We start from the raw sequence: 24,919 nt of genomic DNA, 5'->3' as shown, positions 1-24,919 counted from the left end.
GGGTTCAGCCGGCGATGGCGCGGGCGATTGCGCGGGCCTCGATCCCGCATTGCCGCAACTGGCCGGTGGCGACGCCACGGTAGTTGACGAAATACAGGCCGGGCCGGGTCTGGGCACCGGAAACCTGCGGTCGCCCGGCGGCCTCCAGCAAGTCGTCCATGCCGGGCAGCAGATCGCGCAGATCGCTGCGATAGCCGGTGGCCAGGATCACTGCATCATAGGCCGCGCGGCCGCCATCGGCAAAGGTGACGCCGGTCGCGTCAAAGCTGTGAATGCCCGGACGCAGACCGATGCGGCCGTCGCGCAGCGCCGCCAGCGTACCGATGTCCAGCAGCGGCACGCGCCCGTCCTCGATCACTTGTGCCATCGGTCCCTTTCCGGCCGGGGTCAGCCCCAGAGCGGCGATGTCGCCGGTGGCCAGCCGCAGGATCGGGCGGTTCAGCAGATCGGCCAGCCGGTAGGGCAGCCATCGCATGGCGATGGTCAGGGTCAGGATCGGAATGCCCAGGATATCGCGCGGCACCACATTCACCGGTCCGCGCACCGACAGGTCCACCGAAATCCCGGCTTCGGCCAGATCCAGCGCAATCTCGCCGCCGGAATTGCCGAACCCGACCACCAGCAGCCGCTTGCCGGCAAAGGGGGCGGGACAGTCATAGTCGGCGGAATGCAGCAGAGAACCGGCAAACCGGTCGTCCCCGGGCCAGCGTGGCCGGTGTGGCCGCTGCGCGAAACCGGTGCACATCACCACGTTTTCCGCCTGCAGGGTCTGGTCGTCGGTCTCGACCTGCCAGGCCGCGCCCGGGGTCAGGCGCCTGAGCCGCGTGCCAAAGGATATCCGCAGCCGGAAATGCGCTGCGTAATCCTCGAGATAGTCGATGACCTGCTGGCGCGACGGGTACGTGCCAGCGCTGGCCGGTATCGGCAGGCCGGGCAGGGCGGAATGCCTCCTGTCGGTATGCAGATGCAGCCGCTGGTAATGGCCGCGCCAAGCGGCGCCCACATGCGGTGCCTGTTCCAGCACCAGCGGATCGACACCCTTGCCGCGCAAACAGGCCGCCGCCGCCAGCCCGGCCGGGCCGGCACCGATCACGATCACCGGATGAATCATGTCGCCTCCGTCACGCCGCCAGTGTTGCATAACGCAGTCGATGACCAAACCCGCCCCGCCCGGAAAAACGGCCGCGCCCGGATTGGGGCGCGGCCGTCGATGTTCAGTCTTTTCTGTCCGGGCGGTGGCGGATCAGCCCAGCAGCGCTTTGACCTTGGCCACCAAGGCTTGGGCGGTGATGCCGAATTTCTCATAGAGCTCGTCCGCCGGTGCCGAAGCCCCGAAGCTGTCCATGCCGACAAAGGCGGCCTTGGACTCGCGGCCGCGCTCGCCCAGCAGCCAGCGATCCCAGCCCTGCCGCATCGCCGCCTCGATCCCGACGCGCACCGGGCCACCGGGCAGAACCCGCTTGCGATAGGCGTCGTCCTGTTCGGCGAACAGCTCCATGCAGGGCATCGAGACGACCCGGGTGCCGATGCCGGCCTCTTCCAGCGTCGCGCGGGCCTGCAAGGCGATCGAGACCTCGGAGCCGGTGGCGATCAGGATCGCCTGCCGTTTGCCGGTGGCTTCGGCCAGAACATAGGCGCCCTGTGCGGACAGGTTCTTTTGCTTGTGTTCGGTGCGCACGGTGGGCAGCCCCTGACGGGTCAGCGACAGGACCGAGGGGCGGTCCTTGCTGGCCAACGCCAGTTCCCAGGCCTCGGCGGTCTCGACCGTGTCGGCCGGGCGGAACACCATCGTGTTGGGGGTGGCGCGCGACATGGCCAGATGTTCGACCGGCTGGTGGGTCGGGCCGTCTTCGCCCAGACCGATGCTGTCATGGGTCATTACGAAGACGCTGGGAATTTTCATCAGCGCGGCCAGCCGCATCGCCGGGCGGGCATAGTCGGTAAAGCACATGAAGGTGCCGCCATAGGGGCGGATGCCGCCATGCAGGGCCATGCCGTTCATGGCCGCCGCCATGCCGTGTTCGCGAATGCCGTAATAGATATAGCGGCCTTTGCGGTCCTCGGGCGAGAAAATCCCCAGATCGCTGGTCCTGGTGTTGTTCGAGCCGGTCAGGTCGGCCGAGCCGCCAACGGTCTCCGGCATCACCGGGTTTATCACCTCCAGCACCATTTCGCTGGATTTGCGGGTGGCGACTTTGGGCGCGGCCTCGGAGGTCTGTTTTTTGAGCGCACGGATGGTGGCAGAGAACCGTTTTGGCAATTCGCGTGCATAGGCGCGTTCAAAGTCGCTGCGCCGGCGGGCGGACAGGCCGGCCAGCCGGGCCTCCCATGCGCTGCGCTCGGCGGCGCCTCGGCTGCCGATGGTTTCCCACGCGGCCTTGATGTCCTCGGGCACGACAAAGGGGCCGGTGGTCCAGCCATAGGCCTCCTTGGCGGCGCGCAGCTGGTCGGGATCGGTCAGCGCACCGTGGCCCTTGCTGGTGTCCTGGGCGGCATGACCGAGCGCAATATGGGTCTTGCAGGCGATCATGGTCGGCTTGCGGCCCTTCTTGGCCTGGGTCAGGGCGGCATCGATGGCCTGAGGGTCATGACCGTCGATCTCGATCACCTGCCAGCCCGCCGCCTTGAACCGTTGCACCTGGTTGGTGCGGTCCGACAGTTCGACGGTGCCGTCGATGGTGATGTTGTTGTTGTCCCAGAGCACGATCAGCTTGCCCAGCTGGTGACGTCCGGCCAGGCCGATCGCCTCGTGGCTGATACCCTCCATCAGGCAGCCGTCGCCAGCGATCACATAGGTATAGTGATCGACAACCTTTTTGCCATAGCGGGCGCGCTGGATTTCCTCGGCGATGGCAAAGCCGACCGCGTTCGAGATGCCCTGGCCCAGCGGGCCGGTCGTGGTCTCGATACCGGCGGCATGGCCATATTCCGGGTGGCCCGCGGTGCGCGCGCCCCATTGCCGGAAATTGCGGATCTCATCCAGCGTCATGTCCGAATAGCCGGTCAGATAGAGCAGCGAATACAGCAGCATCGAGCCGTGCCCGGCCGACAGGATGAACCGGTCCCGGTCCGGCCAGTGCGGGGCGCTGGCGTCGAATTTCAGGTGTTTTTCAAACAGCACGGTGGCGACATCGGCCATGCCCATGGGCATGCCGGAATGACCGGAATTGGCGGCGTGCACGGCATCAAGGGTCAGGGCCCGGATGGCCGAGGCCTTGGCCCAGTGATCGGGGTTGGCGGTGCGCAGGGCGTTGAGATCCACGGGGCAGGTCCTTTGACTGGTCTGGGGCAACAGGCGGCGGTTTTTGTTGCTCAATATCAGCCGAGTCCCAAAGATCAAGCGTCAGCGGTACAGGTCGGGCGCATCACATAAGGTCAGCCGTTCAAGCTGTTGAAACCAAAGGGGGGGAAATTTGCACTGGCAGGCGATAGACTGATACCTATTGGGGTGTCTGAGCGATTCGCTCACGCAACCCGCGTATCTGCGCGTTTCGGGAAAAGGTGAAAAAGCGTGAATATACAGCCGCACGGAAAGGTGAGGGGGGCATGAGCCAGATCGAGGAATTGCACAGCCGTATCACGGCCGCGATGGAGCGGATCGGCGCCGGGGTCACCACCCTGACCGAACGCGAGGCCGAGCCGGTGCAGGATCCGGCGTTGATCCAGGCACTTGAGGCGGAGAAACTGGCGAATGCGCAGCTGGAAGAACGGTTGCGCGCGCTCAAGGCGCAGCATGACGACGACATGGCCGCCTTGCGGGCCGAACTGGACGCTTCGGCCGAATTGCAGAGCCTGCGCGACGAGCTGGAGGCGCAGAACGCCGCCATGGGACGTCTGGACATGGATGTTCAGCGGCTGCGTGCGGCCAACGACCAGCTACGCCAGAGCAACGCGGCGCTGCGGTCCGCCAACGAGAACGGCGTCGGCGAGCCGGACCTGATCAACAAGGCGATGCAGGCCGAACTGGAAGGGCTGCGCGCAGCGCGGGCCACCGACGCGGCCGAGATCGGGGCGGTCCTGGCCAAGCTGGAACCGCTGCTGGCGGGAACCGCGACCCTGCCCATGGGAGAGGACGTCTGATGCCGGAAGTGACGATCAAGATTGGCGGGCGCGCGTTTGAAGTGTCCTGTCAGGAGGGTGAGGAAAGCTATCTGCAGGCGGCGGCCCAAATGCTGGACGACGAGGCGCAAATCCTGTCAGACCAGATCGGGCGCATGCCCGAGGCGCGGATGCTGTTGATGGCCGGGCTGATGCTGGCCGACAAGACCGCCGCCTGCGAGGATCGCATCAAGGAGATCGAAACGGCGCTGGCCGAGCGACAGGCCGAACTGGAGCAGCTGCGCGATGCGCCGCGCCCGGAACCGGACCGGATCGAGGTGCCGGTGGTGCCGCCGGCGATCACCGATACACTGGCCGAACTGGCGGCGCGCGCCGAGGCGTTGGCTGCCGAGATCGAGGAACAGACAGCGGCCGGATAACCCCGTCGTGCCAGGCTTGGTCTGCTCGTCGCAACCGACGCGCGATGGTCCGGCAAGGGTTCCGGCAGCCCGGCGCACAACCGGGGCCGCTTGAACGTGTGACAACCTTCGTGTCAGACTTGCGTATTCGCATCTGCATTTCACAAGGAATTTGTCATGACCCATCTGCCGCTTTCGCTCGCCCCGGCCATTGGCAAGACCGGGGACACGAAATGGGTCATCGCGGCCTGGTCCTCGCTGGGATTCGGCCTGGTCATTGTGCTGGTGCTGGGGATCGCGAATGCCGAGGCCGACGCCTTTTCGGCCTCTATGGCGGGCGTTCTTCTGGCCGGGGCGGCAACGCTGATCGGTGGTTTCATCGGTTTTCTGTTCGGCATTCCCCGCTCCAAGCAGGGGCAGGCGCCAGCACCGGCGGTCGCGGGCGGCTCTGGGCAGCGGGAATATCTGGAAAACACCAATCTGGAACAGATCTCGGACTGGCTGACCAAGATCATCGTCGGGCTGACCCTGGTGCAATACGACAAGATTCAGGCGGCGGTCGTGCTGGCGGGCACCTATTTTGCCCCCGCGCTGTGGGCTGGGGACGCCAATCTGGGCACCGCGATCGGGGTCGCGGTGATCGTTTATTTCGCGATTGTCGGCTTCCTGTTCGCCTATCTCTGGACGCGGATCCACATGGAAAGCGTGCTGCGCTGGCAGAGCCTGCAACTGTCGGTCGAGATCGCCGGCGCGCTGGAACAGCAAAAGCAGGACGAGAACGACGCCGACGCCGCGGCCTTTGAACTGACCGACGCCTATCTTGAGGTCCAGACCGATCCGGCGGCGCCGGCATTCCGCAACATCGAGGCCAAGGTGGCAGCGTCCTCGCTGATCGCGCGCACCCTGATTTTCGAGCGTGCCCGCAAGGTGCGGCGCGACAGCTGGCGGGCCCCGGTGGGGGATCCGGTGCGGCAGTTGGTGGACCGGACGATCCCGATCTTTCGCGGCCTTGTGGCGGCTTCGCCCAATCGGCACCACCGGAACTACGGTCAGCTTGGCTATGCGCTGATCAAGGCGGTGAACCCGGACTGGGCGGCGGCCAAGAACGCGCTGGAAACCGCGATCCGGCTGCGCAGCGACGAGGATGACAGCGGTCGGGGCTATTACGAACTGTGCCTGGCCATCGCGTTGGTCAATCTGGATGCGGGGTTCGGGGCGGGCAAAAAATCAGACGCCTCGACCCGAAACCGGATCGAGGCGCTGTTGAAAAATCTGCCCGAGGATATCGACCTGCGGGACGAAAAAGTGCTGATCGACTGGGCGGCGTTGAACGAGGTCAGCCTGTTCTGATTCGCTCAGGCGTTGGCTTCGCGGATCTTTTCGGCGGCGTCCTTGTCATATGCGACGCCCTTGTCTTCGAACAACGTGTCCAGCTCGCCGGACAGGGTCATCTCGGTAACGATGTCGCAGCCGCCGACGAATTCGCCTTTGACATAAAGCTGTGGCACCGTCGGCCAATCGGAAAAATCCTTGATGCCCTGGCGGATCGCTTCGTCGGCCAGCACGTTCACGTCGGCAAAATCGACGCCCATATAGTTCAGGACCCCGGCAACCCGGCTGGAAAACCCGCATTGCGGCATTTCCTTGGTGCCTTTCATGTAAAGCACGACATCGTTCTTGCTGATCGTGTCCTTGATCTGTGTGGCTGTATCGCTCATGGCGCGGTTCCTTTTGGTGTCTGGTCCTAGTCCGGGGCCTTGGTGGTCAGGGCCAGCGCGTGCAATTCACCCTGGCTGCCATCCATCTTGCCCTTGAGCGCGGCATAGACCGCGCGTTGCTGCTGTACCCTGTTCTGGCCGCGAAAACTGTCGTCGATCACCTCGGCGGCATAGTGGTTGCCGTCCCCCGCCAGATCGGTGATCGTGATCTTGGCATCCGGAAAGCTGGCGCGGATCAAGGCTTCGATTTCGTGGGCTTGCATGGCCATGGCGGGCCTTTCTTTCACTGTGTTGCGTCAGATGTAGGACGATGCTGCGGCACGCGCAAGAGAGCGGTCGTCGCAAAGCCGTGCGTTGGGGCGATCTAGCTGACGGTTTCCTGAAAGGCGCTGCGATACGCGTGCGACAGATCCCCCAGCGACGCCGAAGACCCGCCGATCTGGACCGTGTCACCGGCAAAGCGGCCGACCGAGGCGATCGGAACGCCAGCCTGCCCGGCGGCGATCATCAGCGCCTCGGCCTGATCGAAATTGCAGGCGACCAGATACCGTGCCTGATCTTCGCCGAACAGGAATTCGGTGGGCGCACCGTCCAGATGCACACCGACGCCAGCCCGTTCGGCCATTTCGAAGGCCGCCAGAGCCAACCCGCCATCGGACAGATCGGTGCAGGCCTTGATCAGGGCGCGGTTGGCGCGGATGAAATCGCCATTGCGCTTTTCTGCGGCCAGATCGACCGGCGGCGCATCGCCTTCCTCGCGGTTGAACACTTCGGCCAGCAGGGCCGACTGGCCGAGATGGCCGTCGGTTTCGCCGATCAGCAGCGCCATATGGCCCTCGCGCACATCGCAGCCGATGATGTCGTCGCCATGCGCCAGCAGCCCGACCGCGCCGATTGTCGGGGTCGGCAGGATCGCCGCGCCGTCGGTTTCGTTGTACAGCGACACGTTGCCCGACACGATGGGCATGTCCAGCGCCGAACAGGCAGCGCCGATGCCTTTTATGGCGCCGACGAACTGACCCATGATCTCGGGCTTTTCCGGATTGCCGAAATTTAGGTTGTCAGTGCTGGCCAGCGGGCGCGCGCCGACCGCGGTCAGGTTGCGATAGGCCTCGGCCACCGCCTGTTTACCGCCTTCTTCGGGGTTGGCGCGCACATAGCGCGGGGTCACGTCGCTGGTAAAGGCCAGCGCCTTGTCGGTGCCATGCACGCGCACGATGCCGGCGCCCAGACCGGGGGTGCGGGCGGTGTCGGCCATGACCATGGTGTCGTATTGTTCGTAGACCCATTGCTTGGCGGCGTAATTGGGCGAGGCCAGCAGGGCGCGCAGCCCGTCGATGGGATCGATCTGCGGCACATCCGCCAGCGGTTCGGCAGCCGGGGTCGGCACCCAGGGGCGATCATATTCGGGTGCCGAGCCGGACAGGGTGGCCAGCGGCAGATCGGCCACGACCTTACCCTGATGTTCGATGACGAAACGGTCTTCGGGAATGGTTTCGCCGACGATCGCGAAATCGAGATCCCATTTCTCGAAAACGGCCCGGGCCTCGGCTTCGAGCTCGGGTTTCAGCACCATCAGCATCCGTTCCTGGGATTCCGACAGCATCATTTCATAGGCTGTCATGTTGTCTTCGCGCTGGGGTACCGCGTCCAGGTTGAGGCGCACGCCCAGCCCGCCCTTGTCGCCCATCTCGACGGCGGAACAAGTCAGACCGGCGGCCCCCATGTCCTGAATCGAGATCACCGCGCCGGTCTGCATCAGTTCGAGCGTTGCCTCCATCAGGCGTTTTTCCGTGAACGGGTCGCCGACCTGCACGGTGGGGCGCTTTTCCTCGATGGTGTCGTCAAATTCGGCGCTGGCCATGGTGGCGCCGCCAACGCCGTCGCGGCCGGTCTTGGCGCCCAGATAGACGACCGGCATGCCGACACCGGACGCCGCCGAATAAAAGATGCCGTCGGTGCGCGCCAGACCGGCAGCAAAGGCGTTGACCAGACAATTGCCGTTATAGGCCGGGTGAAAGCGCACCTCGCCGCCCACGGTGGGCACGCCGAAACAGTTGCCATAGCCGCCGATGCCTTCGACCACGCCATTGACCAGGCGCCGGGTTTTCGGGTGGTCGGGGGCACCAAAGGACAGCGCGTTCATCGCCGCGATCGGGCGGGCACCCATGGTGAAAACGTCGCGCAGAATGCCGCCGACGCCGGTGGCCGCGCCCTGGTAGGGTTCGATATAGCTGGGGTGGTTATGGCTTTCCATCTTGAAGACCACGCATTGACCGTCGCCGATATCGACGATGCCGGCGTTTTCGCCGGGGCCGCAGATCACCTGCGGGCCTTCGGTAGGCAGGGTGCGCAGCCATTTCTTTGAGGACTTGTAGGAACAATGCTCGTTCCACATCGCCGAAAAGATTCCCAGTTCGGTAAAGCTCGGCTCGCGTCCGATGATTTCGAGGATGCGGTCATATTCGTCGGGTTTCAGCCCGTGGCTTTCGATCAGATCGGGCGTGATGGCAGGCTCTTGCATGGCGCGTGATATTCCCCGGTGGCAGCAATCGAGCCGCTTTTAGGCCATGGGCGCGGTGGGGAAAAGGCCAAAGCGAAGGGCAATGCCGGCAGAGTTGAAAGCGCCAAACGGCCGGGGCAAGGTTCGCGCTGGCAGTTCCAGGTCGCGGGCGACGGGCCAATTGATCGCCGGCCTTGAACCCGAAGCCGTTTCGGGTTCAAGAACGGGATCGGCCGGTCTGCGCCACGCCGCATGATGGAACCGGCAACGATCAGGCGGAAAAAGCCCGGGCAGTGAAAAGCGGTGGTGCCGGGGCGGGGCCGCCGTCGGAACTCGGTCGCCCCGGCGGGCGATGTCCGGCGGGGGGCGCCGGGCATCGTGGATCATGGCTGGGTCTGTTCCTTTTCGATCTGCGCCTGAACGACGCCGGTGGCGGCGGCGCCGATGGCGGCCTTTTCGTCATCGTTCAGATCCTCGGCATGTTCCAGACCCGGGATGGCCACACGCACCTCGCGGCGCGCGAACTCGATTCCAGCCTCGGCGAATTCCTTTTTCACACGGTTGTAGATTTCCTTGCGAATGGTGAACTGCGCCCCGGGCTTGGCCATGAATTTGCCGCGGATCACCATGCCGACATCGTCGATGTCGAACACGCCCTGGCTTTTGAACGGTTCGAGAAAGCCATCGCCGTGGATCGGGTCCGCCAGCATCTCGGCACCGATCTTCTTGAAGATTTTCTTGACCTTGTTGGGGTCGGTATCGAACGGCACGGTGAATTTCAGCTTCATGATCACCCAGTCGCGGCTGAAATTGGTCAGCTTGGGAATCTCGCCATAGGGGATGGTGTGGACGAGTCCGCGGTGATGCCGCAGTTGCATCGACCGGATCGAGATTTTCTCGACCGTTCCCATGGTGCCGTCAACCTCGACATACTCGCCGACTCGAAAGGCGTCGTCGACCAGGAAGAAGATGCCCGACACCACGTCACTGACCAGTTTCTGGGCGCCGAAACCGATGGCCAGGCCCATGATCCCGGCGCCGGCCAGCAATGGGGTGATGTCGATGCCCAGCGTGCCGATGGCCAGCAGGACAAAGATCGTGGCAATCGCCACCTGTGCGGTGACCCGCAACAGGGGCAGAACCGTCGCCAGCCGCGATCCGCCGGCACCGCCGCCTTCGCCGCCGGCTGCTTCGCCTTCGTCGGGCGCGGCATTGGTCTGTTCGCGGGCCAACTGGCGATTGATCCACAGCGACACCACCTCGTAGACGACATAGCCGACCGCGAGCGTCATCAGGAATTCGATCAGGCTGGCGCCGATTCCCTGCCGGCTGGCGGTGAAGTCGGCGATGTTCATGTCCCAGGTGTTGGCGATCAGCACCAGAACGAACCCGGCCAAAAGCACCCGGCCGATGCGGATATAGCTGCGCTTGGTCGAGCGGTACGCCACCTCGGCGATCTGGCCGCCACCGGACATCGGCGGCACCAGATGCCGGACAAGGCCGCGGATGGCCGTGTCCAGCGCGGGCGCCAGGATCAGCCAGAACATGGTGACGTAGTGGGCGCCCTTCAGCAATTGTTCGATAATCCCCAGACCTGTGAGGGTGGTCACGAACACCCAGGTAACGGCGGCCACACCCATGATGTAGTAGGGATAGTTGCGGGCCATCCATTCGTCATATTCGGTTCGGTCGGGATCGACCCCGCGCATCATCTGGGTCAGGCCGGACTGGGCCCGCCAGGCGATGAAGATGATATAGATATAGACCGACGTATCCAGCCAGAAACCGATACGGGTTTCCGCCAGAGCAACGCCGTTGGTCCTGTTGAAAAAGACGGCAAAGATCGTAAAGCCTGCCAGCAGGATCAGCCCGATCATGTGGCGATGCAGAAAGGTCGCCCAGCGATCATCGATGCTGACCATCCGCAATTTCGGTTTGTGCGGGGCCAGAACAAATCTGGAGACGGCGGCCCCCAGACGCGGAAGCCATATCAGATAGGTCACCATCGGTCCGGCAAATGCCAGCTGTTCCGGCGACAGCAGAAAGCGACCGACAGTACGGATCGTGAAATAGAAAACGATCAGCCCGAAAATCTCGCGCATGAAACGGCTGAAAAGAAACGAGAGCGAATCCTTGAGCGTCGCGCCGTCGGTCGCCACGTTCGGACCTTTCCACCGCCGGACCAGTCGACCGGCAAGAAACTCGGCGGCAAAACCGGCCGCCAGGGCGATTGCGGTCAGACCCAGCATCGCCATCACCCCGCCAAAGCCACCGAACGATGCGGTGAACCCTCCGATCGCTTCGGCCTCTTTGGTGAACAGGGTCGGGAGTTTCCGGAAGGCGTCCAGCGGGTTCGAGTAAAACGCGGTCCACAGCGTACCCAGTTGACCGAAGAACGAGGTCTGGGACGCCGCGGGCTGTTGTTCAGCCTGTGCAACGGCATCCAGCCGGTCAAGCAACATGCCACGGACCTGATCGTCGGACATGCGCGCCACCATTTCGCGCACGGCCTCTTGTGTCAGCGGTTCTGGCAGTTCCACAGTCGCGCCGGTGCCGGCGTCCTGGGTGTGAGTGATGGCCCCGACCTGTGCAGATGCCGGGCCGCTCAGGTGCAGAAACACCAGTGCAAACAGCGCAGCGAAATAGACACGAAATCTCATGAAACAACTCCCGGCAGTATTATCTGCCAGCATTTTCAGGATTATTTGCCGGGATGCACGCGGTTTATTGGCGAAGGACCCCATCCTGTGACGGGCGTTGTATTACTGCTTCGACTTGAGAGGGCAAAAAAAGGCCGAGCACTAAGCTCGGCCAAAGTCCAACAGGGAGGTATGAAGTGATGAGCAAGTAAATGTCACCGCCTTCGAGTACTGAATTAGGCAAAGGTCTCGCGCGGATCAAGGATCATTATGCCGCACTTGCAGCATTTCCGGTATGCGCCTGGCGCATATCTTATAAATTATCAATGACTTTCAGGTTCTTACGGTACAAAATGATCTCTTCTTGAACAAAGTCGCGAAAGGCCGCGATGCGCTTGGATTGCCGCAGTTCCTCGGGATAGGCCAGAAATACCGGCACATCGGCCGACTCGATTTCCGGCAGAATGCGCACCAGATCGGGAAAATCGTGGGTGACATAATTCGGCATCACCCCGATGCCCAGATTGTTCAGAACCCCCTGCAGCACCCCGAAGTAATTGTTCACCGTCAACAGCGAGTGCGGGTTGCTTGTCAGCAACTGCTGCACCAGCAGGGCACCGGCATTGACCTGCGCCGCGTCGATGTTCTGGCAGATCAACCGGTGGTCGGCGATGTCCTCGAGCCGGGTTGGCGTGCCATGCTTGTCCAGATAGGCGCGCGAAGCATAAAGCAGCATCTGCACCTTCATCAGGCGTTTTCGGATCAGGTCGGCCTGGCTGGGTTCCTTCATGCGGATCGCCACGTCGGCCTCGCGCATCGGCAGGTCCAGGACACGTTCCTCAAGCATCAGATCGACCTTGAGATCGGGGTATTTCTCGAACAGCTTGGGCAGACGCGGGGCCATCCACAGCAGCCCGAAACCAAATGTCGTGGTCACGCGCAATTCGCCGAACACCTCTTCGGCGCTGTCTTTGATACGGGCGGCGGCGGTTTCCAGCCGCTTGGACATGGCGCAGGTGGCGTCAAACAGCAACTCGCCCTGTTCCGTCAGAATCAGTCCGCGCGCGTGGCGGTGGAACAGGGTTGCGCCCAGGCTGTCTTCGAGCGCGCGCACCTGCCGGCTGACCGCGGATTGCGACAGGTTCAGCCGGTCCCCGGCATGGGTCAGGCTGCCGGCATCTGCCACGGCGTGAAATATTCTGAGCTTGTCCCAATCCATCCCGGTAACTTTCGATCTGCCACGGCTGCCCTATATGAAAGGAAGGATCGTCCGGCATGCAACCGCCGTTTCGCTGAGATATCAATGTTTTTTTGCTATTCAGGTCATAAAGTATGACCTATTATGCGGGCGACATATGCACACTAGTCTGACGTTGGGGAGGCGAATGATGAGCACGCAGAAGATATCCTTGAATGATCGGTTCGATTTGACCAAAAGCCCGGTTCTGATGAACGGTACCCAGGCGCTTGTGCGTCTGATGCTGATGCAAAAGGCGCGGGACCGGGCCGCCGGACTGAACACCGCCGGGCTGGTCACGGGCTATCGCGGCTCGCCTCTGGGGGCGGTCGATCTGCAGATGGAACGCGCGGCCAAACTGCTGACGGAACATGACGTGACCTTTCAGTGGGGGCTGAACGAGGATCTGGCGGCCACGGCGCTGTGGGGCAGCCAGCAGGCCGAGCTGCGCGGCGAGGGCCGGTATGACGGGGTCTTTGGCCTGTGGTATGGCAAAGGGCCGGGGGTCGACCGATCGGGCGACGTGATGAAACACGCCAACATGGCCGGGACCAGCCCGATGGGCGGGGTGCTGATGGCGCTGGGCGACGACCATACGGGCGAGTCCAGTACCGTGCTGCACCAGAGCGAATGGGCGCTGGTCGATGCCTATATGCCGGTGGTCAGCCCGGCGGGTGTCCAGGAAATTCTGGATTATGGCGTCTACGGCTATGCGCTGAGCCGGTTTTCCGGTCTGTGGGTCGGTCTCAAGACCATGAAGGACACGATCGAGGTAACTTCGGTCGTGGATGGCGATCCGATGCGGATGCAGTTGGTGACGCCCGAGTTTGAGATGCCCAAGGGGGGGCTGAACATCCGGCTGGGCGACACGCCCGTGGCGCAGGAAGCGCGGGTGATCGACTATAAACGCTTTGCTGCCGAGGCCTTTGCCCGGGCGAACCGGATCGACAAGCGGGTCTGGGGCAAGCCGGGGGCCAAAATCGGCTTTGTCGCGGCGGGCAAGAACTGGCTGGATCTGGCACATGCCATGGCGCTGCTGAACATCGACGAAAACGAGGCCGAGCGGCTGGGCATCACCACCTACAAGGTGGGACAGACCTTTCCGCTGGACATGGACAGCTTTCACGAATGGGCCGAAGGGCTGGATCTGATCGTGGTGGTCGAGGAAAAGCGCAAGTTGATCGAGGTGCAGGTCAAGGAAGCGATCTTTGACGACCGCAGCGGGCGCCGGGTCTATGGCTGGCACAAGGGCGATACATGGGAACATGGCCGCCGGCTGGAATTGTTCCCGACCCGCGGCGCGCTGGATCCGATCATGATCGCCACCAAGATCGGCGAAATCCTGATCGAAGAGGACCGCGAGACCGACGGCATCCGCGCCGGTATGGCGGCGCTGGACGAAGCGCGGCGCAACGATAATGCCGAGGATCTGGCCGCGCGCCTGCCGTTCTATTGTTCGGGGTGCCCGCACAACACCTCGACCAAGGTCCCCGACGGCAGCCGGGCTTATGCCGGGATCGGCTGCCACTATATGGTGCAGTGGATGGACCGCTCGACGCAGGGCTTTACCCATATGGGCGGCGAGGGGGTGAACTGGATCGGCGAGGCGCCGTTCAGCAAGACCAAGCATGTTTTTCAGAATCTGGGAGACGGTACCTATAACCATTCCGGGGTACAGGCCATTCGGGCCGCCCTGGCGGCCAAGACCAACATCACCTACAAAATCCTCTACAACGATGCCGTGGCGATGACCGGCGGTCAGAAGGCTGAGGGCGATCTGAACGCGCCGCGGATCGTGGCCGAGCTGAAGGCCATGGGCGTACCGACCATCGCTGTGGTCTATGATGAAAAGGAGGAACCCGCGCGCAAGGACTTCCCTGGCGGCATCGAATGGTACGAGCGCGCCGAGATGGAGAATGTGCAAAAGAAGTTCCGCGAGATCGAAGGTGTCAGCGCCATCGTCTATATCCAGACCTGTGCCGCGGAAAAGCGCCGACGCCGCAAGCGCGGCACGTTCCCGGATATCGACAAGCGCGTTTTCATCAACACCGATATCTGCGAGGGCTGCGGCGATTGCGGCGTGCAGTCCAACTGTGTCTCGATCGTACCGGTCGAGACCGAACTGGGGCGCAAGCGCGCGATTGATCAATCTTCGTGCAACAAGGATTTTTCCTGTCTGAACGGGTTCTGCCCATCCTTTGTAACGCTGCAGGGTGCCAAGCTGCGCAAGGAGCCGACCAGCGCACTGGACCTGCCGGATCTGCCACTGCCGGACCTGCCGGCAATCGACGGCACCCACAATATCGTGGTCACCGGCGTCGGCGGAACCGGGGTCGTCACCATCGGCGCGGTCATGGCGCAGGCGGCGCAACTGGATGGCAAGGGGGCCGGCATGATGGAAATGGCGGGTCTGGCGCAAAAGGGCGGTGCGGTGCATATCCATTGCCGGCTGGCCAATTCGCCCGAAGATATCAACGCCATCCGTGTGGCCACGGCCGAGGCGCATGCGCTGATCGGCGGCGATCTGGTGGTCAGTGCGGCGGCCAAGACGCTGGGCCTGACCCGCACCGGTCAGACCGGTGCGGTGGTCAACAGTCACGAGATCATCACCGGCGAGTTCACCCGCGACAGGAACTTTGCCCTGCCGGCGGATCGGCTGCAGCTGGCCTTGCAGGCCCGCCTCAGGGAACGTCTGGACCTGTTTGACGCCTCTGAATTGGCAAAGGCGACGCTGGGGGATTCGATCTATTCCAACATGATGGTATTCGGCGGCGCCTGGCAGCGCGGACTGGTGCCTCTGAGTCTGGAGGCGATTCAGGAGGCGATCCGCATGAACGGTGCTGCGGTCGAGCGCAATCTGCGTGCTTTTGACATCGGGCGCTGGGCGGTTCTGTTCCCGGAGCAGGCGGCCAAGCTGTCAGAGCCAAAGGTAGTTGCCATGCCCAAGACGCCGGAGGACAGGATCGCCTATCGCGCCGATCATCTGGCCGACTATCAGAGCCAGCGGCTGGCCAAGCGCTATCGCCGGATGGTGGATGCGATCGAGAATCCGAGGCTGCAGGAGGCTGTCGCCAAGGGCTATCACAAGCTGCTGGCCTACAAGGACGAATACGAGGTCGCGCGGCTGTTGCTGACCAGTCAGGAAAAGGCGGCGGCCGAGTTTGACGGTGATTTCCGCATGACCTTTCATCTGGCCCCGCCGATTCTGGGCGGCAAGGCCCCCGATGGACGCCCGAAAAAGCGCGAATTCGGCCCCTGGATGCTGAAGCCGCTGAAAATGCTGGCATCGCTGAAGATGCTCCGCGGCACGCCGCTGGACATTTTCGGCTATAGCGCCGAGCGGCGGATGGAGCGCGCTTTGATCCGGCAATACGAGGCGGATATGAAGATGGTCCTGGCAGACGTTACACCGGAAACCATGGACATAGCGGTGGCGCTGGCCAGCCTGCCGATGGACATCCGCGGCTTTGGTCCGGTCAAATCCGCAAGCGAGGTCAAGGCGGCCAAGCGGCGCGAGGAACTGCTGGCAGCCTTTCGGACAGGCGGCAGCGATTACAGCCAGGCGGCCGAATAAGCCTGCCTCATTGCGGCCCCGGGATCGAGTGTCCCGGGGGCCGTTTTGAGCGGTGGGTCGACCGGGCGGCGGCCTCTGTGGCGCGACATTCTGGTCCAGTCTCCGGCGCAAGGCAAAGCGACGATGGATTTCCCGTCAAAATCCTCTTATGTGCTGGTTGCGACACCGTTGCAGTTCCGCGACGTCGGTCGTGCAGATGAGGGCAAGCAGCGCGCTTGAGGTAGATGGCAGTAGGCATTTTTGATTCCGGTCTGGGCGGCCTGACCGTTCTGAACGCCGCGCAAAAGCGGTTGCCCGAGGTGGATTTCCTGTATCTGGGCGACAATGCTCACGCGCCTTATGGCGTGCGGGATGCGGACGATGTGTATGGTCTGACCGTCAAGGCGGTGCAGCGTTTGTGGGATGGCGGTTGCGATCTGGTGATTCTGGCCTGCAACACCGCCAGCGCCGCGGCCCTGCGGCGGATGCAGGAGGGCGGCCTGCCCAAGGGCAAACGGGTTCTGGGGGTTTTCGTGCCCCTGATCGAGGCTTTGACCGAACGGCGTTGGGGCGACAACAGCCCGCCGCGTGAGGTCGCGGTCAAGCATGTGGCGCTGTTTGCCACCCCGGCCACGGTGGCCAGCCGGGCGTTTCAGCGCGAGCTGGCCTTTCGGGCCATTGGCGTTGATGTCGAGGCGCAGGCCTGCGGCGGTCTGGTCGATGCTATCGAAGAGGGTGATATGATCCTGGCCGAGGCTCTGGTGCGCAGCCATGTCGACGCCCTGAGGCGCAAGATGCCGGATCCGCAGGCGGCCATCCTGGGCTGTACCCATTACCCGTTGATGGAACAGGTATTTCAGGATGCGCTGGGCCCGGATGTGCAGGTGTTCAGCCAGGGCGATCTGGTGGCCGAGAGCCTGGCCGACTATCTGGTGCGCCATCCGGATATGCAGGGGGGCGGGCAATCGGGTTTTCTGACCACGGGTGACCCCCGCAAGGTCAGTGATCAGGCGACGCAATTCTTGCGACGACAGATCACGTTTTGCGCGGCCTGATCCAGGTCAAGGCGTGGGCGATTGGTCTGCGCCATGTGCGTCGCGGGCATCTGCGGCATTATTTGACGGCAGCATGAAAGAGGTCTGACATGACCCACAAGATCGCAATTCTGGGCGCCAGTGGATATACCGGCGCCGAACTGATCCGGCTGATCGCCGGTCATCCCGAGATGGACATCGTTGCGCTGTCCGGCGAACGCAAGGCCGGGATGGACATGGCCCAGGTGTTCCCGCATCTGCGCCACATGGCACTGCCGGCGCTGTGTCGCATCGACGAGATCGATTTCTCGGGGGTCGATCTGTGTTTCTGCGCCCTGCCGCACAAGACCAGCCAGGAAGTGATCCGCGACCTGCCGGACAACCTGAAGATCGTCGATCTCAGCGCCGACTTCCGCCTGCGCGATCCGGCCGAGTACGAGAAATGGTACGGCAACCCGCATGCGGCGTTGGCCCAGCAGGACGAGGCGGTTTACGGGCTGACCGAGTTCTATCGCGACGACATTCGCGCGGCCCGGCTGGTTGCCGGCACGGGGTGCAACGCCGCCACCGGCCAGTTCGCGCTGCGCCCGCTGATCTCGGCCGGTGTGATCGATCTGGACGACATCATTCTCGACCTGAAATGCGGGGTTTCCGGGGCAGGGCGCTCGCTGAAGGAAAACCTGCTGCATGCCGAACTGAGCGAAGGTTATAACGCCTATGCGGTCGGTGGCACGCACCGGCATCTGGGTGAATTCGATCAGGAGTTCAGCGCCCTGGCCGGGCGTCCCGTCAGGGTGCAGTTCACGCCGCATCTGATCCCGGCCAATCGCGGTATTCTGGCGACGGTCTATGTCAAGGGCGTGGCGCAGGCGGTGCATGACGCCTTTGCGGCGGCCTATGCGGACGAGCCGTTCGTCCAGGTATTGCCTTTTGGCGAAACGCCCAGCACACACCACGTGCGCGGGTCGAATTTCGTGCATGTCGGCGTGACCGGCGACCGCATCGACGGGCGGGCGATCGTGGTGGTCGCGCTGGACAACCTGACCAAGGGCAGCAGCGGGCAGGCGTTGCAAAACGCCAATCTGATGCTAGGTGAGGATGAAACGCAGGGCCTGATGATGGCCCCTCTGTTCCCGTGAGGTAGACCATGAAAAGCCTGAAAAAGCAGCGCAGGATCCAGGTAATTGTGGTGGCGGCGGTGGCGCTGGCCGTGGCCACCGGGCTGATCGGCTATGCCATGCGCGACGGAATCAACTTTTTTCGTGCGCCCAGCCAGATCATTGCCGAACCGCCGGGTCCCGAAGAGATTTTTCGTATCGGCGGTCTGGTCGAGACCGGCAGCATCGTGCGTGGACAGGGCGAAATCATCCGCTTTTCGGTCACTGACGGTGGCGCTTCGGTACCGGTATCCTTTTCCGGCGTCCTGCCCGATCTCTTTGCCGAGAATCAGGGCATGGTCGGCACCGGTCGTTACGTGAACGGTGTCTTTGAAGCCTCTGAAATTCTGGCAAAACATGACGAGACCTACATGCCCTCCGAAGTGGTGGACGCCCTGAAAGAGCAAGGCGTGTATCAGGATCCGAACGACAGCTGACCGCCGCGAACGTGCCAGCCTAAGGCAGATGAAACACGACCGGTCTGTTCCGGCCGGGCAGGCATGCGCGCGGTCCGGTACCCGTCTTTAAGACTTTGCGCGCAGCCTTCCGGACGAGTTTTTCGGAGGCCGCAATGCAGACAGTGCGTGAAATTGCAGAACAGATCGTCGCCCGCGAGGGCGGTTATGTGAACGATCCCGACGATCCTGGCGGGGCGACCAAATACGGCGTCACGATCCATACCTTGCGCCGTCTGGGGTTGGACCTGACCGGCGACGGAACCATCGGAGTCTCGGATGTCCGGGCGCTGAGTCGCAGCCAGGCCGTCGATATCTTTGTCCGTCACTATTTCGAGCGTCCGCGTATCAACGAGATGCCCGTGGCGCTGCAGGCCAGCCTGTTTGACATGTATGTCAACGCCGGCGGCAACGCGGTCAAGATCCTGCAGCGGATGCTGCGCGAGATGGGCTATGCGGTGACCGTGGACGGAGCGATCGGACCGCAGACGCTGAAAGCCGCCCGCGATGCGGCGGCGCCGGATGCGCAGGCGCTGCGCGACGCCTATGGGGTGGCCCGGCGCAACTATTATTTCCGGATTGCCGATGGCCGCGTGGCCAGCCGAAAATACGCCCGCAGCCGTCGCGGTGGCAAGGGCGGCTGGATCAGGCGGGCCGAGGAATTCCTGTCGCCGAGATATCACATGACACAGGCACAATTTGACAAGAGGGTGGCGGCATGGGGCTGATCCAGGGATTTCTGACGCTGATGTTCGGCAGCGGGCGCAATGTGATTCGAGAAACGGCCGAAGTCTTTACCCAGAACGCCGAATCCGGTGCCCAGCGGGCGCACGAGACGCAGGCGCAGGCCGTGCAGCAGTTCGGCACCGAATTCACGGGACCGCGCCAGGGGCTGTTCGATCAGGTCATGGACGGGGTCAACCGGCTGCCGCGCCCGGCGCTGGCGCTGGGAACGCTGGGCCTGTTCGTGTCGGCAATGGTCGACCCGCTGTGGTTCGCCGCGCGGATGCAGGGCGTTGCACTGGTGCCCGAACCGTTGTGGTGGTTGCTCGGGGTGATCGTGTCGTTCTATTTCGGCGCGCGCCACCAGCTCAAGGCACAGAGCTTTCAGCGCGAGATCGCCAGCACCATGGCGCGGGTGCCCCAGGCGGTCGAAAACATCGTGCAACTGGAAAAGCTGCGGGCCGATAGCCCCGGCATCGCCGATACCGGCCCGGACGCCCAGCTTGGCGCTGCGGTGCTGCGCCCCGAAGACAATCCGGCGCTGCAGGATTGGAAGGCGGCCCGCCGTGCCTAGACCATCGGGCCCGGGTATTTCGACATTGTGAAGCGGCGAAGCGGACGAAACCCATTGGCCGCACCGCTTGCCGGGCGTATACCGGGCGCATGATTACAGAGCTCGGACATTTCGCCCTCATCCTCGCCTTCATGGTCGCCATCGTGCAGATGGTGGTGCCGCTGATCGGCGCCCAGAAACGCTGGTCCGGATGGATGGCCGTGGCGGACCCGGCCGCCAGCGCGCAGTTCCTGCTGACCGCCTTTGCCTTTGGCGCCTTGACCTGGGCTTTTGTCACGTCGGATTTCAGCCTGCGCCTGGTGGTGCTGAACAGCCACTCCGCCAAGCCGATGCTGTACAAGATCAGCGGCACCTGGGGCAATCACGAGGGCTCGATGCTGTTATGGGTGCTGATCGTGACCCTGTTCGGCGCGATGGCGGCGTGGTTCGGCGGCGGGTTGCCTCCGACTCTGAAGGCGCGGGTTCTGGCGGTGCAGGCGGCGATCGCCGTGGCGTTCTTTGCCTTTATCCTGTTCACCAGCAACCCGTTCCTGCGCCTGGCGGTGCCGCCGTTCGACGGGCAGGATCTGAACCCGCTGTTGCAGGATCCGGGTCTGGCCTTTCATCCGCCGTTTCTCTATCTCGGCTATGTCGGGCTGAGCATGGCCTTTTCCTTTGCCGTGGCGGCGCTGATCGAAGGGCGCATCGATGCCGCCTGGGGGCGCTGGGTGCGGCCCTGGACGCTGGCGGCCTGGATATTCCTGACCATCGGCATCGCGCTGGGCTCCTGGTGGGCCTATTACGAGCTGGGCTGGGGCGGGTTCTGGTTCTGGGACCCGGTCGAGAATGCCAGCTTCATGCCCTGGCTGCTGGCCGCCGCCTTGCTGCATTCGGCCATCGTGGTGGAAAAGCGCGAGGCGCTGAAAAGCTGGACCATCCTGCTGGCGATCCTGGCATTCGGCTTTTCGCTGATCGGCACCTTTATCGTGCGCTCGGGGCTGCTGACCAGCGTGCATGCCTTTGCCAACGACCCCGAACGGGGGGTCTTTATCCTGATCATCCTGGCGATCTTTACCGGCGGTGCGCTGATGCTGTTCGCGCTGCGGGCCGGCGCCATGGAGGCCAAGGGCGTGTTCAGCATGGTCAGCCGGGAAAGCGCGCTGGTGACCAACAACATCCTGCTGGCGGTGGCTTGTTTCGTGGTCTTTACCGGCACCATGTGGCCGATGATCGCCGAGATGTTCTTTGGCCGCAAACTCAGCGTCGGAGCGCCGTTTTTCAACATGGCCTTTACCCCGTTCATGGTCCTTCTGGGCCTGATCATGCCGGTGGGCGCGATGCTGCCGTGGAAACGCGGCCGATTGGGCCGGGCAATGTGGCCGTTGCGCTATGCCTTTGTGCTGGCGGTGGCGCTGGCGGTGTTGGCCTGGGCCATGCAGACCGGGCGCAGCGCGCTGGGTCCGGTGGGGCTGTTCCTGGGCGCCTGGATGGTGTTCGGCGCGCTGGTCGATCTGTGGTCGCGCACCGGCCGGCGGGGGGACCGCCTGGGCCGGCTGCTGCGCCTGCCGCGGGCGGATTGGGGCAAGGCCTGCGCCCATTCCGGGCTGGGAGTCGCCATGTTCGCCATTGCCGGTCTGACCGCCTGGGAACAGGAGGATATCCGCGTCGTTCAACTGGGCCAGCCGTTTCAGGTGGGTGCCTATACGCTGACGCTGACGGACGTGGTGCGCGCCGAGGGACCGAATTACTACACCACGACCGGGCTGGTGACCCTGGCCCGCGGCGAGCGCGAGATCGCGCAGCTGCGCCCCGAGAAGCGGGACTATCCGGTGGCGCGGATGCCGACCACCGAGGCCGCAATCGACTATCGCTTTCTGCGCGATGTCTATGTCGTGATCGGCGACCGTCAGGATGATGGCGGCTGGACCATGCGCACCTATGTCAAACCGCTGACCAACTGGATCTGGGGCGGCTGTCTGCTGATGGCTTTGGGCGGTGCGCTCAGCCTGTCGGATCGGCGGTTCCGGGTGGCCGCTGGCGCACGCCGCACCCAAGCACAAGGGGTGCCGGCGGAATGAGACCTCTGGTTCTGTCGCTGCTGCTGACGTTGGTGTTGGCCGGGATCACGCCGGTGGTCGTGGGCACCTCTCCGGCCTGGGCGGTACAGCCCGACGAGGTGCTGGACGATCCGGCGCTGGAGGCCCGGGCGCGCGAGCTGAGCAAGGTGCTGCGCTGTCTGGTCTGCCGCAACGAAAGCATCGACGAAAGCAATGCCGGCCTGGCCCGCGATCTGCGCCTGCTGCTGCGCGAGCGGCTGGTGGCGGGGGACAGCGATGCGGCGGCGATCGCCTATATCGTCGACCGATACGGCGAATACGTGCTGCTGCGCCCGACCGCGACGGGCTCGAACTGGCTGTTATGGGCGGCGGGCCCGCTGATGCTGCTGCTGGCGGGCGGCGTCGGATGGGGCTATCTGCGCAAGCGCGCCCGGGCGCCGAAAACCCAGGAAACCGAGTTGAACGAGGCGGAAAAGGAGCGTTTGCGCCAGATTCTCGACGAGTGACGCGCAGTTCCGCTTTTCACCGGCGCGGCCTTGGGCCAGTTTGACCGCAAGCAGACAAACGAGGGCGCCATGGACTATCAGACCATCACTGTCGAGATCGACGCCGGGCTGGGCATTCTGACCCTGAACCGGCCGGACAAGATGAATGCGGTAAACGCGCAGATGCGGGCCGAGGTTGGGTTTGCCATGCACGACATCGCGAAACAGGCGCGGGTGATCGTTCTGACCGGGGCAGGGCGGGCATTCTGCACCGGCCAGGATCTGGGCGATGGCGGGGATGCCACCCAGATCGATTTCGAACGGACCCTGCGCGACGAATATCAGCCGATGCTCGAGGCGATCTGCAACTGCCCGGTGCCGACGATTGCCGCTGTCAACGGACCGGCCGCCGGGGCGGGTGCCAACCTGGCGCTGGCAGCCGATGTGGTGATCGCGGCCGAAAGTGCCTATTTCCTGCAGGCGTTCACCCGGATCGGACTGATCCCCGATGCTGGCGGTACCTGGTTCATGCCGCGCCAGATCGGCCTGGCCAAGGCGATGGGCGCGGCGCTGTTCGCCGACCGGATCAGCGCCCGGCAGGCCGATGACTGGGGCATGATCTGGGAAGCCGTGGCCGATGACGCCTTTGACGCCCATTGGCGCGCTCGCGCCGCGCATCTGGCCCAGGGGCCGACCGCTGCCTATGGCGCGGTGAAACAGGCCCTGCGCGGCAGCTTTGACAAATCGCTGGGCGACCAGTTGGCCATCGAGGCACATTTGCAGGGCGAATGCGGCAGGACCCGGGATTTCCGCGAAGGTGTTCTGGCTTTTGTCGAGAAACGCCCGGCCCGGTTCGAAGGCCGCTGACAACCCGACCGCCCGGTTGCGTCCTGGGGGCCATGCTTTGCCTGCCAGATGGGTGCAGGAAAAACGGCCCGGCGACAGCCGCGATACCGCTCCATTTCGCTTGGCGCCATCCCGATCTGAATCAGGGTCGGGATTACCCTACCTTGCGGCGGTTTGCCTCGAATCGCGTCATGGTGTAGTTTCCCTTTTATTCAATACTTTGCTTCCACCCGTTTTCCGGGGAAAAACATGTTTCGTAAGTTGATTGGACTAATGGGTCTGGCCCTTTTGCCGACCGCTCCGATGGCGCAGGATGCGTTAAGCACGGTGGTGCATGGCACGCTGTTCGTGCGCGATACGGACGGGCAGACCACGCGCGTGCCCTGGACCGAAGACATCCTCAAACGCGCGGTGGTGTTTCAGGGCCGACCGTTTTCGACACCTGAACAAAAGGTTCTGTGGAACCGGTCGGTGAACGACATAAATCTGCCGCAGGACGATCCGAAATTCGTCGCCTACAAGGTCAAGCTGATCAAATCGGAAAAGATCCGGCCCGCCGAGGTCTATGTGCATTTCAGCCATGACGGTTATTACCTGCATGAAAAGATACATGAATTCGTCGATCACGTCGGCGCGTTCGAGGTCGGACCGCTGTATATCGAGCGGCGCCAGAAGAACAATGGCGAGCGCATGGCCGTTGTGCTGGATTTTCTTGACCGCGAGACATTCTCGCAATCCGAACTCAGCGATACCATGGTCGTGCTGGAAAGCCTGATGGCCGAACTGACCGACCGCGAGGTGTTCTTTCTGCTGGTCGCCGTGGTGCAGAAACTGATGGAGGAGCGCGGCTATGTCGACCCCCAGATGGCCCGGGTTGTGATGGATCTGCCCAGCACCCTGACCATGGGGTCGCGCGGCAGGACGACGTTTCGCGACCTGCCCAAGGCCGAGCAGTTCCAGGTGCTGTCGGGGCTGGCCTTCTGGTTCGCCCGGGCGCCGGAACTGTCCCAGCAGATCCCGCCCAACCTGACCTATTACCAGGTGGCGCAGACGCTGTTCAACGAAGCCGCCAACATCGCCGAATTCCACGAGACCGAGATCGAGCCCGGTGATTTGGCGACGACCTTTCAGAATTACTACCAGATGGAATGCGCCGAGGACACGCAGATCAACAGCACGCCAATCGACTGTTTCGAAGTGATCGAGCGCTTTGCCGATCTGGAACAGAGCTTTGCAAAGCGTACCAACAAGGCGTTTCTCGCGGCATATGTGCGCAAACTTGAAAGCGCTTCGGGTCTGGGCCGGGCCGGTGATGTCAGCAATGACGCGTTTCACCGCCGCGTGGCGGCGGATGGTGATCTGCGGTTCTACTGGGAGAGCTTCCTGTACCTGGCCGAGACGCCCAAGATGGAGCGCATCGTGCGCGGATCCCCGGGGCTGCGCCGGGCCAAGGCCTGGGCGCAGGCGATCATGTCTCATGCCGGTAATTCCTGATCCACCCC

20 protein-coding genes are annotated in these 24,919 nt (G+C 63.4%); 13 read left to right on the top strand and 7 right to left on the bottom strand.

Annotated elements, in window-relative coordinates; all coding sequences use genetic code 11:
* Positions 1-4: 4 nt before the first annotated feature.
* Both ACFMPD_RS14215 and tkt read right to left on the bottom strand, forming a co-directional pair.
* The gene (locus ACFMPD_RS14215) at positions 5-1,111 is read right to left on the bottom strand and encodes a flavin-containing monooxygenase (RefSeq protein WP_380995653.1); all 1,107 of its coding nucleotides are present in this window, start codon (positions 1,109-1,111) and stop codon (positions 5-7) included.
* Between the two features lie 132 nt (positions 1,112-1,243).
* Entirely contained in the window at positions 1,244-3,262 is a 2,019-nt protein-coding gene (gene tkt, locus ACFMPD_RS14210) for a transketolase (protein WP_380995651.1), read from the bottom strand.
* Positions 3,263-3,546: 284 nt separating this feature from the next.
* Here tkt and ACFMPD_RS14205 point away from each other — a divergent pair, with 284 nt between their 5' ends.
* The 3 genes from ACFMPD_RS14205 to ACFMPD_RS14195 all read left to right on the top strand — a co-directional run bounded on the left by ACFMPD_RS14205 (position 3,547) and on the right by ACFMPD_RS14195 (position 5,807).
* Entirely contained in the window at positions 3,547-4,080 is a 534-nt protein-coding gene (locus tag ACFMPD_RS14205) for a hypothetical protein (RefSeq protein WP_380995649.1), read from the top strand.
* Positions 4,080-4,478, top strand: a complete 399-nt coding sequence (locus ACFMPD_RS14200) for a cell division protein ZapA (RefSeq protein WP_380995647.1) — start codon at positions 4,080-4,082, stop codon at positions 4,476-4,478. Before ACFMPD_RS14205 ends, ACFMPD_RS14200 begins: the two co-directional genes overlap by 1 nt.
* A gap of 156 nt (positions 4,479-4,634) precedes the next feature.
* Complete coding sequence (locus tag ACFMPD_RS14195) at positions 4,635-5,807, top strand: hypothetical protein (protein ID WP_380995644.1); 1,173 nt, start codon at positions 4,635-4,637, stop codon at positions 5,805-5,807.
* Between the two features lie 5 nt (positions 5,808-5,812).
* Here ACFMPD_RS14195 and grxD read toward each other — a convergent pair whose 3' ends face one another.
* The 5 genes from grxD to ACFMPD_RS14170 all read right to left on the bottom strand — a co-directional run bounded on the left by grxD (position 5,813) and on the right by ACFMPD_RS14170 (position 12,536).
* Positions 5,813-6,175, bottom strand: a complete 363-nt coding sequence (gene grxD, locus ACFMPD_RS14190; RefSeq protein WP_380995642.1) for a Grx4 family monothiol glutaredoxin — start codon at positions 6,173-6,175, stop codon at positions 5,813-5,815.
* Between the two features lie 26 nt (positions 6,176-6,201).
* Positions 6,202-6,444: a BolA/IbaG family iron-sulfur metabolism protein gene (locus ACFMPD_RS14185; RefSeq protein ID WP_380995639.1), complete on the bottom strand. Its 243-nt coding sequence runs from the start codon at positions 6,442-6,444 to the stop codon at positions 6,202-6,204.
* A 95-nt stretch (positions 6,445-6,539) separates the two neighbouring features.
* Complete coding sequence (gene purL / locus ACFMPD_RS14180) at positions 6,540-8,699, bottom strand: phosphoribosylformylglycinamidine synthase subunit PurL (protein WP_380995636.1); 2,160 nt, start codon at positions 8,697-8,699, stop codon at positions 6,540-6,542.
* A gap of 362 nt (positions 8,700-9,061) precedes the next feature.
* Positions 9,062-11,338 (bottom strand): mechanosensitive ion channel family protein, encoded by a 2,277-nt coding sequence (locus tag ACFMPD_RS14175; protein WP_380995633.1) that lies wholly within the window; start codon positions 11,336-11,338, stop codon positions 9,062-9,064.
* A 292-nt stretch (positions 11,339-11,630) separates the two neighbouring features.
* Positions 11,631-12,536 carry a LysR family transcriptional regulator gene (locus tag ACFMPD_RS14170; RefSeq protein ID WP_380995631.1) on the bottom strand — a complete coding sequence of 302 codons (906 nt, stop codon included), beginning with the start codon at positions 12,534-12,536 and terminating at the stop codon, positions 11,631-11,633.
* A gap of 169 nt (positions 12,537-12,705) precedes the next feature.
* On the opposite strand from ACFMPD_RS14170, the gene ACFMPD_RS14165 reads away from it, so the two are divergent.
* The 10 genes from ACFMPD_RS14165 (at position 12,706) to ACFMPD_RS14120 (ending at position 24,911) form a co-directional block, all read left to right on the top strand.
* Positions 12,706-16,128 (top strand): indolepyruvate ferredoxin oxidoreductase family protein, encoded by a 3,423-nt coding sequence (locus ACFMPD_RS14165; RefSeq protein ID WP_380995629.1) that lies wholly within the window; start codon positions 12,706-12,708, stop codon positions 16,126-16,128.
* 224 nt (positions 16,129-16,352) lie between these two features.
* Positions 16,353-17,162, top strand: a complete 810-nt coding sequence (locus ACFMPD_RS14160) for a glutamate racemase (RefSeq protein WP_380995627.1) — start codon at positions 16,353-16,355, stop codon at positions 17,160-17,162.
* A gap of 89 nt (positions 17,163-17,251) precedes the next feature.
* Complete coding sequence (argC, locus tag ACFMPD_RS14155; RefSeq protein ID WP_380995622.1) at positions 17,252-18,280, top strand: N-acetyl-gamma-glutamyl-phosphate reductase; 1,029 nt, start codon at positions 17,252-17,254, stop codon at positions 18,278-18,280.
* 8 nt (positions 18,281-18,288) lie between these two features.
* Complete coding sequence (ccmE, locus tag ACFMPD_RS14150; protein WP_380995620.1) at positions 18,289-18,735, top strand: cytochrome c maturation protein CcmE; 447 nt, start codon at positions 18,289-18,291, stop codon at positions 18,733-18,735.
* A 134-nt stretch (positions 18,736-18,869) separates the two neighbouring features.
* Positions 18,870-19,481 (top strand): holin-associated N-acetylmuramidase, encoded by a 612-nt coding sequence (locus ACFMPD_RS14145; protein ID WP_380995618.1) that lies wholly within the window; start codon positions 18,870-18,872, stop codon positions 19,479-19,481.
* The gene (locus tag ACFMPD_RS14140) at positions 19,472-20,050 is read left to right on the top strand and encodes a holin family protein (RefSeq protein ID WP_380995615.1); all 579 of its coding nucleotides are present in this window, start codon (positions 19,472-19,474) and stop codon (positions 20,048-20,050) included. Before ACFMPD_RS14145 ends, ACFMPD_RS14140 begins: the two co-directional genes overlap by 10 nt.
* Before the next feature lie 89 nt (positions 20,051-20,139).
* A complete protein-coding gene (locus ACFMPD_RS14135) occupies positions 20,140-22,107 on the top strand; it encodes a heme lyase CcmF/NrfE family subunit (RefSeq protein WP_380995613.1) in 1,968 nt (655 codons plus the stop codon).
* Positions 22,104-22,592: a cytochrome c-type biogenesis protein gene (locus tag ACFMPD_RS14130; protein ID WP_380995611.1), complete on the top strand. Its 489-nt coding sequence runs from the start codon at positions 22,104-22,106 to the stop codon at positions 22,590-22,592. The genes ACFMPD_RS14135 and ACFMPD_RS14130 overlap by 4 nt, the downstream gene beginning before the upstream one ends.
* 69 nt (positions 22,593-22,661) lie before the next feature.
* Complete coding sequence (locus tag ACFMPD_RS14125) at positions 22,662-23,438, top strand: enoyl-CoA hydratase-related protein (protein WP_380995609.1); 777 nt, start codon at positions 22,662-22,664, stop codon at positions 23,436-23,438.
* Positions 23,439-23,666: 228 nt separating this feature from the next.
* Positions 23,667-24,911 (top strand): hypothetical protein, encoded by a 1,245-nt coding sequence (locus tag ACFMPD_RS14120; protein ID WP_380995606.1) that lies wholly within the window; start codon positions 23,667-23,669, stop codon positions 24,909-24,911.
* The last annotated feature ends 8 nt before the right edge of the window (positions 24,912-24,919 follow it).

It is taken from the genome of Sedimentitalea sediminis (assembly GCF_042687825.1).
Taxonomy (GTDB): domain Bacteria; phylum Pseudomonadota; class Alphaproteobacteria; order Rhodobacterales; family Rhodobacteraceae; genus Sedimentitalea.
This window is presented reverse-complemented; position numbering and strand designations above follow the sequence as displayed.

Excerpts from the sequence above, each read along its gene's own strand:
- ACFMPD_RS14215 (WP_380995653.1), bottom strand. The coding sequence starts at position 1,111 with ATGATTCATCCGGTGATCGTGATCGGTGCCGGCCCGGCCGGGCTGGCG.
- ACFMPD_RS14205 (WP_380995649.1), top strand. The coding sequence starts at position 3,547 with ATGAGCCAGATCGAGGAATTGCACAGCCGTATCACGGCCGCGATGGAG.
- ACFMPD_RS14200 (WP_380995647.1), top strand. The coding sequence starts at position 4,080 with ATGCCGGAAGTGACGATCAAGATTGGCGGGCGCGCGTTTGAAGTGTCC.
- ACFMPD_RS14195 (WP_380995644.1), top strand. The coding sequence starts at position 4,635 with ATGACCCATCTGCCGCTTTCGCTCGCCCCGGCCATTGGCAAGACCGGG.
- grxD (WP_380995642.1), bottom strand. The coding sequence starts at position 6,175 with ATGAGCGATACAGCCACACAGATCAAGGACACGATCAGCAAGAACGAT.
- ACFMPD_RS14185 (WP_380995639.1), bottom strand. The coding sequence starts at position 6,444 with ATGGCCATGCAAGCCCACGAAATCGAAGCCTTGATCCGCGCCAGCTTT.
- purL (WP_380995636.1), bottom strand. The coding sequence starts at position 8,699 with ATGCAAGAGCCTGCCATCACGCCCGATCTGATCGAAAGCCACGGGCTG.
- ACFMPD_RS14175 (WP_380995633.1), bottom strand. The coding sequence starts at position 11,338 with ATGAGATTTCGTGTCTATTTCGCTGCGCTGTTTGCACTGGTGTTTCTG.
- ACFMPD_RS14170 (WP_380995631.1), bottom strand. The coding sequence starts at position 12,536 with ATGGATTGGGACAAGCTCAGAATATTTCACGCCGTGGCAGATGCCGGC.
- ACFMPD_RS14165 (WP_380995629.1), top strand. The coding sequence starts at position 12,706 with ATGAGCACGCAGAAGATATCCTTGAATGATCGGTTCGATTTGACCAAA.
- ACFMPD_RS14160 (WP_380995627.1), top strand. The coding sequence starts at position 16,353 with ATGGCAGTAGGCATTTTTGATTCCGGTCTGGGCGGCCTGACCGTTCTG.
- argC (WP_380995622.1), top strand. The coding sequence starts at position 17,252 with ATGACCCACAAGATCGCAATTCTGGGCGCCAGTGGATATACCGGCGCC.
- ccmE (WP_380995620.1), top strand. The coding sequence starts at position 18,289 with ATGAAAAGCCTGAAAAAGCAGCGCAGGATCCAGGTAATTGTGGTGGCG.
- ACFMPD_RS14145 (WP_380995618.1), top strand. The coding sequence starts at position 18,870 with ATGCAGACAGTGCGTGAAATTGCAGAACAGATCGTCGCCCGCGAGGGC.
- ACFMPD_RS14140 (WP_380995615.1), top strand. The coding sequence starts at position 19,472 with ATGGGGCTGATCCAGGGATTTCTGACGCTGATGTTCGGCAGCGGGCGC.
- ACFMPD_RS14135 (WP_380995613.1), top strand. The coding sequence starts at position 20,140 with ATGATTACAGAGCTCGGACATTTCGCCCTCATCCTCGCCTTCATGGTC.
- ACFMPD_RS14130 (WP_380995611.1), top strand. The coding sequence starts at position 22,104 with ATGAGACCTCTGGTTCTGTCGCTGCTGCTGACGTTGGTGTTGGCCGGG.
- ACFMPD_RS14125 (WP_380995609.1), top strand. The coding sequence starts at position 22,662 with ATGGACTATCAGACCATCACTGTCGAGATCGACGCCGGGCTGGGCATT.
- ACFMPD_RS14120 (WP_380995606.1), top strand. The coding sequence starts at position 23,667 with ATGTTTCGTAAGTTGATTGGACTAATGGGTCTGGCCCTTTTGCCGACC.